This is a genomic window from Roseibium algae, from assembly GCF_037783265.1.
GTDB lineage: Bacteria > Pseudomonadota > Alphaproteobacteria > Rhizobiales > Stappiaceae > Roseibium > Roseibium algae.
The window spans coordinates 339,296-352,121 of record NZ_JBAKIA010000001.1 but is presented as its reverse complement, the minus strand read 5'-3'; the positions used below and the strand labels follow the sequence as shown (position 1 = coordinate 352,121).

Here is a 12,826-nt window from a genome sequence, read left to right as displayed (position 1 = left end):
AAGGTGGTTCCCCATGGACATTCGTCTGGACGCGATCAGCCATTCCTATGGTGGCACTGCTGTGTTTCGCGATATCTCACTGGATATTCCAACTGGGCGGATTGTCTGTCTTGTTGGCCCATCAGGTTGCGGCAAATCTACGCTTTTGCGTCTGATTGGCGGTCTTGAGCAGGCAACACAGGGCCGCGTTCTACAGCTTGGCACACCGCCTGAAGGCTGCTTGAATCCACTGACCTATGTCTTTCAGGATTTTGCCCTCCTGCCTTGGCGCTCGGTGCGCGGTAACATCTCTCTGGTGTTGGAAGACCACGGCATTCGTGGGAAACGTGCCGATGCTATTATTTCCGATGTGCTTGCGCGAACCAAGCTGACTGATTTTGGCCGGGCTTTGCCGCGCCAGCTGTCCGGCGGGATGAAGCAGCGTGTGGCCATTGCCCGGGCTTTGGCTGTCAAACCTGCGGTCATGTTGATGGATGAGCCTCTGTCTGCGTTGGACAGCCAGACCCGTGAATTGCTGATGGACGATCTGGTTGGCCTTTGGACCCGTCAGCCTTTCACTGCCGTCTATGTGACACATAATCTTGCCGAGGCTGTCCGCTTGGGGCATCGCATTGTTGTTTTGTCACGCAGGCCGGGAGAAATCCGCGAAGTCGTCGAAGTTGACAAGCCTCTGATTGAACGCGGCCATGGCGACCGGGACCTTGAAAAAATCCAGGCGCATTTATGGGATCTGATGCGCGAAGAAGCGCGCGCTGCGGACGTGGAGCTGCTGGATGTCTGATGTCACCCACATCCATATTCGCCAGAACGACCAGAGCGACCAGACTGCTCGTGAAACCCAACAGCCGATTGAAGTCCGGTTTCGCGGCGGCGGGTTTGCGCCCAAATCACCCCGCTGGGTCGGCGCGATGGTGTTCGTGGTTCTGATTGCAATCATGGAACTGGGCACCCGCACAGGCTGGATTTCATCGCTGACGTTGCCCAGACCCTCTGACGTTCTTGAAACATTCGTCCAGCTTTGGCAAAGCGGGCTGCTGTTCAAACATCTGATGCCATCCCTGAGCAGACTTGCTGTTGGAGCTGCGATCGGTGCCAGCTTTGGCGTCGGGGTTGGCGTTTTGATCGGACTTTTTTCCTATGTGCGCGCTGGGTTGGTTCCTTTGGTCGCTGCAATCTTTCCGATCCCGAAAATTGCGCTGTTGCCGCTGTTCGTCATCTGGTTCGGGATTGACGAGAGTTCCAAATATGCACTGATCGCCTTTGGCACTTTCACCCCGACGGTGGTGGCAACTTATGGTGCGGTGGACAACGTGGACCGGTCGCTGATCCGTATGGGGCAGAGCTTCGGGCTATCCTGGTTCTCGATTGTTCGAAAGATCGTTTTGCCGGGAGCCATGCCTGGCATCCTGTCAGGTCTGCGCATCTCCCTGGCGATTGCCATCATCCTTCTGGTTGCCGCCGAAATGCTGGGCGCTGAATATGGAATTGGTGCCTATATCCTAGAAGCAGGTTCTCTGTATGATCTGGAGCGATTATTCGCCGGTGTCATGATCTTGTCAGTTCTCGGCGTCACGCTCAGCATGACCATCGGCCTGATTGAAAAACGCCTGCTGAGCTGGCGTTCCTAAACTCAACGTTTGAATACCACCAGTGTAATGCTGGCAGGTAAATGTGAACTAAAAACATTGGTTCAAGCCGCAGCAGATGCATTGCATTCATCATCCAAGGTTTGGTGGTGACGACTGAAGCAATCACATTCTGACCTTGGAAAAAAGTTGGCTTAAATGACCGGAATTCTTGCGAGAAAAATCGACCTGGTGATCTTTGATTGTGATGGCGTTTTGATCGACAGTGAGGTCATCAGCGCGAAAATGTTGGTTGAAGAGCTCGGCAAGCGGGATGTCCATATTACGATGGATTATGTTGCGCATCATTTTCTGGGGCGCAGTTATCCGGTTGTTCTTGAGCAGATCCGCAAAGAGTTCGACGTCGACCTGCCTCCTGAATTTGAAGAGCAATATCGTGCCCGTCTTCTGATGGCTTACGAGCAGAGCCTTTTGCCCGTCGAGGGTGTTCGGCAAGTTCTGGAACAGCTTGCTGTGCCGTTTTGTCTGGCAACAAGTTCCAGCCCGGTTCGGCTTGCCAAGTCATTGGAAATGACTGGACTGGCGACATTTTTCACTGGTCGAACCACCACCGCTTCTGAAGTTGCCAATGGCAAACCGGCACCAGATCTTTTCTTTTTGGCAGCGAAAAGATTTGGAGCCGATCCGGAAAACTGCCTGGTCGTTGAGGACAGTGAAAACGGCGTAAATGCGGGTCTGGCAGCTGGCATGAAGGTTTGGCGTTTCATTGGCGGATCTCACCTGAAACACTTATCCAATTCACGGGACAACGCGGCGGGTGCTGAACAAGTGTTTGCATCTTACGGTGAATTCTTCCAGCTTGAGCCCGATTTACGCTTGGGCTGAAAGACGATGACACAGATGAATAATGGTGAGAGTTCGCGGCTTGATGATGCTGCCCGCGCCGGGTGGCTGTATTACGTTGCTGGCAATACACAAGATGAAATCGCCCGTAAGCTTGGCGTGTCGCGCCAGTCAGCCCAAAGGCTCGTATCTCTTGCCGTCAGTGAACGGCTGATCAAGGTTCGGTTGGATCATCCGATTGCAAATTGTATGGAACTGGCCAACCGATTGACCGAACGCTTTGGCTTGCGGTCTTGCGAGGTTGTGCCAAGTGATCCGGATGCGCCGTCTTCGATTGTCGGTGTCGCTCAGGCTGGTGCTGCCGAGATGGAACGGTATCTGAAGTCGAAAGATCCAAAGATAATTGCCATCGGAACAGGCCGCGCATTGCGCAGCTGCGTTGAGCAACTCCCGATGATGGATTGTCCGCAACATCGTATTGTTTCGCTGCTTGGCAACATGATGTCGGACGGCTCGGCGACGGCTTACAACGTGGTCATACGCATGGCTGAACGGGTGAACGCGAAGCACTATCCGATGCCTTTGCCTGTGCATGCCAGGTCTTCAGATGAACGTCGGATCCTGCACAATCAGGAACCTGTCCATAATATTTTAGAGCTCGCCCGCCAAGCCGACATTACATTTGTTGGAATCGGCAACATGGACGAGCATTCGCCAATCTATGTCGATGGTTTTTTGACGCACGACGAGTTGCATTCTTTTCTCGAGGTTGGGGCTGTCGGTGAGATTACCAGCTGGTCCTATGACGGCAACGGGCACATCATTGACGGGTTGCTCAATGACCGGGTCAACAGCGCGCCAATGATCGTCGATTCTCGCAATCCGGTATTTGGGGTTGCTGCAGGCGAAGCCAAGGTGCCCGCCATTCGCGGCGCGATGATCGGTAAGCTGATCAATTGTCTGATTACCAATGAGTTCACTGCGACGCGTCTTCTGGAGACTTAAGTTCCGTGGCTGTAAAATTCTAATATTGAAATAATTAGGTAATATATTCTCAGGGCGGTTGTAGTTCTTTTTTGCTGCAGCCCAATATTGACTCGCGAGTACCATCGTGTGAGTATTTGCCCTGTTGATTGGCAAATGCCCAATCTTGCCTGGGAGGGAACTATGACAATTCATACCCGTGCGCTGCTTGGCGCATGCGCAGTTGTGGCTTTTTGCCTGCCTGCGACAGCTGATACACTCACCATCGCAACCGTGAACAACGGTGACATGATCCGTATGCAGGGTCTGACAGAGGATTTCACAGCAAAGACCGGTCATACGGTCGAGTGGGTCACTCTCGAGGAAAACGTGCTCCGTCAGCGCGTGACACAGGACATCGCTGCCAAAGGCGGTCAGTTCGACATCATGACAATCGGCATGTACGAAACACCGATCTGGGGCAAGCAGGACTGGCTTGTTTCCCTGAACGATTTGCCGGCATCCTACGACATCGATGACATTCTGCCTGCAATGCGCGGCGGCCTGTCAGTCGATGGCACGCTCTACGCTGCGCCATTCTACGGCGAAAGCTCTATGATCATGTATCGCACTGATCTGATCGAGAAGGCCGGACTTGAAATGCCTGATGCGCCGACCTGGGACTTCGTCGCTGATGCAGCGCGGAAGATGACCGACAAGGACAATGAAATTTACGGGGTATGCCTTCGCGGCAAAGCTGGCTGGGGCGAAAACGCAGCTTTCATCACTGCCATGTCCAACTCGTTCGGCGCACGTTGGTTTGATATGAACTGGAAGCCACAGTTCGACAGCCCACAGTGGGCCGAAACCCTGAATTTCTACATCAACCTGCTGAATGACGCAGGCCCTCCTGGGGCTTCGACCAACGGTTTCAATGAAAACCTGTCGCTGTTTCAGCAGGGCAAGTGCGGCATGTGGATTGATGCCACCGTTGCGGCATCCTTTGTGACCAACCCGAACGATTCCACTGTTGCGGACAAAGTCGGTTTCGCCTTGGCACCAGACAATGGTCTTGGCAAGCGCAGCAACTGGCTTTGGGCTTGGGCACTGGCAATTCCGGCAGGCACTCAGAAAGTAGAGGCGGCTAAGCAGTTCATCGAATGGGCTACGTCCAAGGACTACATTGAACTTGTCGCCGAAAAAGAAGGCTGGGCCAATGTGCCTCCGGGAGCACGTACTTCGCTTTACGAGAACCCGAACTACCAGAAGGTTCCATTCGCGAAAATGACGCTGGACAGCATCTTGTCCGCTGATCCGACCAATCCGACGGTCGACCCGGTGCCTTATGTTGGCGTGCAGTTCGTTGCGATCCCTGAGTTTGCTGGCATCGCCACACAGGTTGGTCAGGAGTTCTCAGCAGCTCTTGCCGGTCAGCAGACTGCGGAACAGGCCCTGGCAAAAGCACAGGCCTTGACCTCGGAAGAAATGGAAGCTGCCGGTTACTAAGGCACTCCTCCTAGACTGGAGGGCGGCGCGGATCATCGCCCTCCAGTTTCTGCACTTTCAAAAGCCCCAACGACTTCTGCGTCAGGAGTCCGTCAGAAAATTAAGGTGTGACCATGGCAACCCAGCATTCTCGCTCTGCCGCACGCATCATGATGGCGCCTGCCGTTATTCTTTTGCTGGGTTGGATGCTCGTCCCGCTGACAATGACCTTGTACTTCTCTTTCAAGAAATATCTGCCCCTGCGCGGCGGTGATCTTGGATGGGTCGGGTTCGACAATTACATCCGCTTTGTGTCATCCAGCGCCTTTTGGCCCAGCGTCCAGACAACGCTCATCATTGTTGGTAGCGTTCTGCTGATCACTGTTTGCCTTGGCGTATTACTGGCGATCCTGCTGGATCAACCGATGTGGGGACAAGGTGTTGTCCGTATTTTGGTGATCGCGCCATTCTTCGTCATGCCGACCGTGTCAGCACTGGTCTGGAAGAACATGTTCATGGATCCAGTGAACGGGTTGTTTGCCCATCTGTGGAAAGTCTTCGGTGCCCAACCGTTGGAATGGCTCAGTGATGCATCGCTGCCCTCAATCATTCTGATCGTCTCCTGGCAGTGGCTGCCCTTTGCGACCTTGATCCTGCTAACTGCCATCCAGTCCCTCGACAGCGAGCAGTTGGAGGCCGCCGAAATGGATGGAGCACCGCCGCTGGCGCGCTTCGGCTTCATCACCCTGCCGCACCTGTCCCGCGCCGTGACAATCGTCATCCTTATTCAGACGATTTTCCTACTGGCGATTTTTGCGGAAATTTTCGTGACCACCGGTGGGGCCTTTGGAACGAGGACACTGACTTATCTGATCTTCCAGCGCGTGCTGGAGAGCCAGAATATCGGCCTCGGCTCGGCTGGCGGTGTCTACGCAATTATTCTCGCCAACATTGTTGCCATCTTCCTGATGCGCATCGTCGGCAAAAACCTGGACGCGTGAGGAGGAAGAGCAATGGCACGATCAGTCACCACACGCCGAAAGGCCATCAACACACTCATCGCCTGGATGATCGGGCTTCTGATCTTTTTCCCGATCCTCTGGACGATCCTGACCAGCTTCAAGACTGAAGCGCAGGCCATCAACGACCCACCGCTGTTCTTCTTCTTTGACTGGACGCTTGAGAATTACGCAGTCGTTCAGGAACGATCAGACTACATGCGGTTCCTCTGGAATTCGGTAATCATTGCAGGTGGGTCAACCGTGCTTGGAATTCTGATCGCCGTGCCTGCTGCCTGGTCAATGGCTTTTGTCCCATCGAAGCGGACCAAGGACATTCTGCTTTGGATGCTCTCCACCAAGATGTTGCCTGCCGTTGGCGTGCTTTATCCAATCTATCTGTTGTTCATCAAAATGGGATTGCTCGATACCCGTATCGGTCTGACATTGGTGCTGATGCTGATCAATCTGCCGATCATCATCTGGATGCTGTACACCTATTTCAAGGAAATTCCCGGCGAAATTCTGGAAGCAGCCCGTATGGACGGTGCGGCCTTGAAAGAGGAAATTCTCTACATCCTGACGCCGATGGCGATCCCCGGGATCGCGTCCACGCTGCTGCTCAACATCATCCTGGCATGGAATGAAGCGTTCTGGACCCTGAACCTGACAGCTGCAAAAGCTGCACCCCTGACGGCCTTCATTGCCAGTTATTCCAGTCCGGAAGGCTTGTTCTATGCAAAGCTGAGCGCGGCCTCGACCATGGCCATTGCGCCAATCCTCATCCTTGGCTGGTTCAGCCAGAAACAGCTTGTGCGTGGCCTGACCTTCGGCGCGGTTAAATAGGAGCTCAAAGATGGGCCAGATCACACTTAACCAGATTACCAAAAGCTTCGGCGATGTTCAGGTGATCCCGCCGCTGGATCTCGAAATCAACGAAGGAGAATTTGTTGTCTTTGTCGGCCCGTCCGGCTGTGGCAAATCCACATTACTGCGACTGATTGCCGGACTTGAAGATGTCTCCAGTGGTAACATCACCATCGATGGTCGGAATGCGACGGAAGTCCCGCCAGCTAAACGCGGGCTGGCGATGGTGTTCCAGTCCTATGCACTTTATCCGCATATGTCAGTCCGAAAAAACATCGCTTTTCCGCTGCGTATGGCGGGGCTCGACAAGGCAGCCCAAAAGGCCAAAGTGGAAGCGGCGGCCAGCGTTCTCAACCTGACTGATTATCTGGAACGGCGTCCCGGGCAGCTCTCCGGCGGCCAGCGACAGCGTGTTGCAATTGGCCGCGCCATTGTCCGTGAACCGTCTGCCTTCCTATTCGATGAACCCCTGTCGAACCTTGATGCGGCCTTGCGGGTCAACATGCGGCTTGAAATTTCTGAACTACACCAGACGCTCAAGACCACGATGATTTACGTTACCCATGATCAGGTCGAGGCGATGACTATGGCCGACAAGATTGTGGTGTTGCAGGCTGGCTTCATCGAGCAGGTCGGCTCTCCTTTGGAACTCTACCACACGCCACGCAACAAATTCGTTGCCGGCTTTATCGGCTCGCCCAAAATGAACCTGATGGAAGGGGCACTTGCGGCAGAATACAGCGCTGAAACCATTGGTATTCGACCTGAGCATCTTTCGGTCTCTTCAACGGAAGGCAAATGGTCCGCGAAAGTTACCGTATCCGAACATCTTGGATCAGATACCTTTCTCTATGTCGATATGGATGGCATTTCCGAGCCGGTCACCGTCCGCGCTTCCGGCGAAGTTGGCTATCGCCATGGCGACCAGATTTATCTGACGCCCGATCCTGAGAAAATCCATCGCTTTGACATGCAGGGACTGCGGGTCGCATGAAGCGTCTCGAAGGGAAATCGGCCCTGATCACCGGCGCAGCCCGTGGGATAGGCAAGGCCTTTGCCGCCTCCTATGTCCGCGAAGGAGCAACCGTTGCGATTGCAGATATTAATCTCGAGGCCGCTCGAGCAACGGCTGCCGAGATTGGCGATGCAGCCTATCCCGTAAAGTTGGATGTCAGCCAACAGAACAGCATTGACGCTACCGTTGGAACGGTGGTCGCCAAGGCAGGTAAACTCGATATTTTGATCAATAACGCTGCGCTGTTCGATGCGTCTGAAATCGTGGATATCACGCGGTACAGCTATGAAAAGCTCTATGCGGTTAACGTCAGCGGCACTCTGTTCACCCTTCAAGCTGCTGCAAAGCAGATGATTAAACAGGGCCATGGCGGTAAGATCATCAACATGGCCTCTCAGGCCGGACGGCGCGGTGAAAGCCTTGTTGCGGTCTATTGCTCGACCAAAGCTGCGGTCATATCGCTTACCCAATCAGCAGGGCTGAACCTGATCAAGCATGGCATCAACGTGAACGCTATTGCGCCGGGCGTGGTGGATGGCGAGCACTGGCAGCATGTCGATGCCATGTTCGCTAAGCTCGAAGGCAAGGCGCTGGGTCAGAAGAAAGCAGAAGTCGCTGCTGGCGTGCCTGCTGGCCGGTTCGCAAACCCGGATGACCTGACCGGAATGGCAATCTTTCTGGCTTCCGAGGACGCCAATTACATCGTGTCCCAGACGTATAACGTCGATGGTGGCCAATGGATGAGCTGATGCAGCTAGAAACCAAATTTCTCCACGCTCTACCAAGCAGCGTTCGCGTGCCGCAATATGACCGGTCGAAACTGACCGCTGGAATCGTTCACATTGGTGTTGGCAATTTCCACCGGGCGCATCAGGCGTGGTACCTGCACCGGCTGTTCGATGAGGGGCTTGATCATGACTGGGCCATCATTGGCGCTGGGGTTCGGCCCTATGATGCTGCGCAGCGCGAAAAGCTTTTGGCCCAAAGTTGCCTGACGACGTTGATTGAGCTCGATCCGTCCGGCACCTCGGCGGAGGTGATCGGTTCCATGATTGACTATCTGCCGATTGAAGAGGGAAACGGCCCTCTCATCGAGCAATTGGCTGAAGCCAACATCCGCATCGTGGCACTCACCGTCACAGAAGGCGGCTATTACATCGATCCAGCTGCCAAAGCTTTTGATGCCGATCATCCCGATATTCGCCATGATGCTTTGAACACTGCGTCACCTTGCACTGCGTTCGGAGCGATTGTTGCCGCGCTTAAAATCCGCCGAGACAGTGGCGCTGGGCCGTTCACGATCCAAAGCTGTGACAATCTTCAAGGTAATGGCAAGATTGTCCGCCAGACTGTCGTGTCTCTGGCGCAGCTTTCCGATCCGGATCTGGCGGCCTGGATCGATAAGGCCTGTAGTTTTCCAAACTCGATGGTTGATTGCATTGTGCCCGCCACCGGCCCCAAAGAGCTTGAGCTGGTCTCAAACCTCGGCATTTCAGATGCGGCACCCGTCACCCATGAGAACTTCCGGCAGTGGGTCATTGAAGATGACTTCTGCGCTGGTCGTCCGGCTTGGGAGCGGGTTGGCGCGACAATGTCTGATCAGGTGCATGACTTTGAGGTGATGAAGATCAGGATCCTGAATGCCGGGCATCAAGTCCTGGCAAATTCTGCTGAAATACTGTCTGTTGAGACCATTTCAGAGGCTGTGACCCATCCGTTGATCGGCGATTTTTTTCGGAAGGTCGCGCGCACAGAGATCGCACCGCATGTCGGTGCCGTGCCGGGAATGCTGCCCGATGACTATATCGACCTGATCGATCGCCGGTTCTCAAATCCGAAAATCGTTGACACAACCCGACGCGTTGCCTTTGACGGCTCTTCGCGGCACACGGGCTTTCTCCTCCCGGTCATCAAGGATGCGCTTGCGTCTGGAGCATCTTTTCAAGGTCTTGCTCTTGCTGAAGCTGCCTGGGCGCGGATGTGTCAGGGTGTTCGGGAAGACGGCAGTGTAATTGAGGCGAACGATCCGTGCTGGTCAGAGCTGAATGCTGTCGCAGTTGTGGCGCGAGAAACACCCGCCGCATGGCTGGCCCAGACACAATTCTATGGCGATCTCGCCCTGCAGCCAGACTTTGCCACCGCTTTCGACCACTGGCTCCGCCTCATCTGGGACAAAGGCATGGAACATGCGCTTTCAGAGTTTGTTACTGGTCAGTAGACGGGGGTGCATTGCGCTTGGCAGAGTTTGAGGACGGTGATGTTCATTCATCGTGCTGCGCTTGCGGGGGAAGCCGTGTTTGCTGGTTAACCAGACTGTCTTCCCGCCAGCTAATATCTTAAACAATCAGCATAGGGTCGGAGGAGATCTGCTCGTTGGGAGTTTCCTCGAACAGAAACCGGCGCACCACTGGCGGTAAGCTGCTGGATTTCGGTGAGACGACGCCACACCTGGAAAGAAGCTGCTTCATGTCGGGGTTGGACCCGGCATAGCGCCATATCATGGGTGTGCTGTAAGGTGTGTTCTGCTTGCGCCAGGCAACGCCGAGGGACACACCTTTAAGATAATTGCGCTGGTGTTCCCCGAAGGGCATCAAGATTGTCTGGGCGATCATCGGCTGGTCACCGGGGCTCCGCTCAACGATGAAGATCCGGTTGCGGAGACATGAAGCAAGTCCAGTGTATTTGGTAAATTGCTGTATTTCCGCTTCTTTGTCGCGGATCCGTTCGATCGTCTTGACGTGAACCATCTGGTCCTTTTCTTCAAGACGTGAACAAGAGCGGACCACCTCGCCGGGCCAGGACAGGGACAGGTGATAAGTCTGATAATAGCCTAGATGCTTGCGAAGTGCGCCGATGTCCCCTGGAAAGCCGGCCAATAATGGGTCAGCCTCCGATCCTAGACTTATCGGTTTTTCCAAACAGCTGCGGAATTGGCTTGGTGATAGCTGAAAATCACTGGGCTGAACGTCGAAATAGGCAGCGATACGCGCCAGATTATGAGCTGACGGCTTTGTTTCGCCATTGATGTATCGGTTGAATTGCTGACGGTTGAGACCGATTTCCCGGCATACCTGGGACACTGAGCGGCGACTTGTGCAGGCCAGTCGAAGGTTCTCAGTAAAGTCCGGTCCACTCATGCAATAAGCCTTTTTGAGTCTTAGGTAGTTAGCGTAAATATGCGTAAAGAAGCGTCAGGTCACGAAATTGTTTTTCGAGCCTCCTGCTATCACCCTCGCCGTCAAATGGTCAATCGATTGGTGCTGCGCAAAGCTGCTTTCCGATCCTTTCCTCGCACTGACCACCTTCCGGACACGCCGCTAAAGAGCAGCATCGAGCTGCCAGGGCAGTGTCTCGCCGTCCAAAAAGGAACATGACAGATGACAAACCGCATATTGTTCGATGATCTTGAAATGAAGAGCAAAACCGGATTGAACAGGCGTGACTTCCTACTACAGTCTGCAGGCGCTGGTATGGCGCTCGCCTCATCCGGCCTTTTGCTTCCATCCGCTGCTTTCGCTTCGGAGCCCAAACACGGGGGCCATCTCAAACTTGGCCTCAAGGGTGGCGCCGCGACCGATAATCTGGATCCGGCGCTTTCCAGTGCCTCAGTGCTTTTCGTAGCACTCCGGAGTTGGGGTGACACGTTGGTGGAATCCGATCCCCTGACAGGCGAGGCGGTGCCTTCACTCGCAGAATCCTGGAGCTCGTCAGCCGACGCATCTGTCTGGACATTCAAGATCCGCAAGAACGTAAGCTTCCACGATGGAAGCTCGCTCGCTGTCGCCGATGCCGTGGCCACTTTGAAACGCCATTCAGACGAAGCCTCCAAGTCCGGCGCGCTTGGACTTCTGCAATCCATAACCGGGATTGAAGAAAAGGGCGGAGACCTCGTCATTTCGCTTGCGGAAGGCAATGCTGACCTTCCCTTGCTCCTCAGTGACTACCATCTGGTCATTCAACCGGGTGGCGGAGTTGAAGCGCCGGATGCCGGGATCGGAACGGGTGCCTATAAACTCGCAAGCTTTGAACCCGGCGTCCGGCTCGCGCTTGAAAAGAACGCTGATGACTGGCGCGATGATCGTGGCTACGTGGAAAGTGTCGAAATCATCGTGATGAACGACAACACGGCTCGTATCGCAGCCCTATCATCAGGCCAGGTTCATTATATCAACTTTGTTGAGCCGAAGACCGTGAGCCTTCTGGAGCGGGCGCCAAGTGTCGAAATACTCCAGACTTCTGGCAAGGGCTTTTATAGTTTTCTAATGCATTGTGACACAGCGCCATTCGATAACAATGACCTGCGACTTGCTTTGAAATACGCAATCGACCGCGAAGAGATTCTGGAGCGTGTCGTTGGCGGGTACGGTACACTGGGTAATGACTATCCAGTCAATGACAGCTATGCACTTGCGCCAGAAGGCATCGAACAGCGTGTCTATGACCCGGAAAAAGCGGCGTTTCATCTAAAGAAATCCGGCTTTGAGGGCTCCGTTCAGCTGCGGGCCTCCGATGTTGCGTTTCCAGGTGCAGTGGATGCAGCCGTGCTCTTCCAGGAAAGCGCAAAGAAAGCGGGCATCAATATCGAGGTCAAGCGTGAACCGGCCGATGGATACTGGTCAAATGTCTGGAATGTTAAGCCGTTCTGCGCTTCCTACTGGGGCGGTCGTCCGACGCAGGACCTGCGCTATGCGACCTCATACTTGTCGACTGCCGACTGGAACGACACCCGCTTCAAGCGCGAAGACTTCGACAAAATGCTTCTCACCGCGCGCTCGGAATTGGATCAAGCCAAGCGGAAGGCCATCTACCATGACATGGCGGTAATGGTCCGGAACGAAGGCGGATTGATCCTGCCTGTCTTCAACGATTATCTGAATGCTTCAACCAAGGACGTGAAGGGTTATGTTCACGACATCGGCAATGACCTTTCCAATGGCTATGTCGCCAATCGTGTCTGGTTGGAAGACTGATTATCCGTGAAAACAGGATATCCTGTTCATTAATCGTTGGGCCGCTCTGGGCTTGAAATCGGAGCGGCCCAACGTCGGCGCCATGTCTTCGGAAAGGCG

General features: G+C 54.3%; 12 protein-coding genes. 11 read left to right on the top strand and 1 reads right to left on the bottom strand.

Features of this window, described 5'->3' with window-relative positions; all coding sequences use genetic code 11:
• The first annotated feature begins 13 nt into the window (after window positions 1-13).
• The 10 genes from V6575_RS01620 (at window position 14) to V6575_RS01575 (ending at window position 9,975) form a co-directional block, all read left to right on the top strand.
• Entirely contained in the window at window positions 14-781 is a 768-nt protein-coding gene (locus tag V6575_RS01620; protein ID WP_340272253.1) for an ABC transporter ATP-binding protein, read from the top strand.
• Between the two features lie 127 nt (window positions 782-908).
• Window positions 909-1,628: an ABC transporter permease gene (locus V6575_RS01615; protein WP_422785512.1), complete on the top strand. Its 720-nt coding sequence runs from the start codon at window positions 909-911 to the stop codon at window positions 1,626-1,628.
• 156 nt (window positions 1,629-1,784) lie between these two features.
• The gene (locus V6575_RS01610) at window positions 1,785-2,471 is read left to right on the top strand and encodes an HAD family hydrolase (protein WP_340272250.1); all 687 of its coding nucleotides are present in this window, start codon (window positions 1,785-1,787) and stop codon (window positions 2,469-2,471) included.
• A 6-nt stretch (window positions 2,472-2,477) separates the two neighbouring features.
• On the top strand, window positions 2,478-3,434 hold the full coding sequence (locus V6575_RS01605; RefSeq protein WP_340272249.1) for a sugar-binding transcriptional regulator: 957 nt from the start codon (window positions 2,478-2,480) through the stop codon (window positions 3,432-3,434).
• Window positions 3,435-3,596: 162 nt separating this feature from the next.
• Window positions 3,597-4,898 (top strand): ABC transporter substrate-binding protein, encoded by a 1,302-nt coding sequence (locus V6575_RS01600; RefSeq protein WP_340272248.1) that lies wholly within the window; start codon window positions 3,597-3,599, stop codon window positions 4,896-4,898.
• Between the two features lie 113 nt (window positions 4,899-5,011).
• A complete protein-coding gene (locus V6575_RS01595; protein ID WP_340272247.1) occupies window positions 5,012-5,878 on the top strand; it encodes a carbohydrate ABC transporter permease in 867 nt (288 codons plus the stop codon).
• A 12-nt stretch (window positions 5,879-5,890) separates the two neighbouring features.
• Window positions 5,891-6,721: a carbohydrate ABC transporter permease gene (locus V6575_RS01590; protein WP_340272246.1), complete on the top strand. Its 831-nt coding sequence runs from the start codon at window positions 5,891-5,893 to the stop codon at window positions 6,719-6,721.
• A 10-nt stretch (window positions 6,722-6,731) separates the two neighbouring features.
• Entirely contained in the window at window positions 6,732-7,736 is a 1,005-nt protein-coding gene (locus tag V6575_RS01585) for an ABC transporter ATP-binding protein (RefSeq protein ID WP_340272245.1), read from the top strand.
• Window positions 7,733-8,506, top strand: coding sequence for an L-iditol 2-dehydrogenase (locus V6575_RS01580; RefSeq protein WP_340272244.1), 774 nt, complete (start codon window positions 7,733-7,735; stop codon window positions 8,504-8,506). The genes V6575_RS01585 and V6575_RS01580 overlap by 4 nt, the downstream gene beginning before the upstream one ends.
• A complete protein-coding gene (locus V6575_RS01575) occupies window positions 8,506-9,975 on the top strand; it encodes a mannitol dehydrogenase family protein (RefSeq protein WP_340272243.1) in 1,470 nt (489 codons plus the stop codon). Before V6575_RS01580 ends, V6575_RS01575 begins: the two co-directional genes overlap by 1 nt.
• 118 nt (window positions 9,976-10,093) lie before the next feature.
• Here V6575_RS01575 and V6575_RS01570 read toward each other — a convergent pair whose 3' ends face one another.
• The gene (locus V6575_RS01570) at window positions 10,094-10,894 is read right to left on the bottom strand and encodes a helix-turn-helix domain-containing protein (RefSeq protein ID WP_340272242.1); all 801 of its coding nucleotides are present in this window, start codon (window positions 10,892-10,894) and stop codon (window positions 10,094-10,096) included.
• Window positions 10,895-11,227: 333 nt separating this feature from the next.
• Between V6575_RS01570 and V6575_RS01565 the strand changes: the two genes are divergently transcribed.
• Window positions 11,228-12,727, top strand: a complete 1,500-nt coding sequence (locus tag V6575_RS01565) for an ABC transporter substrate-binding protein (protein ID WP_422785511.1) — start codon at window positions 11,228-11,230, stop codon at window positions 12,725-12,727.
• Window positions 12,728-12,826 lie beyond the last annotated feature (99 nt).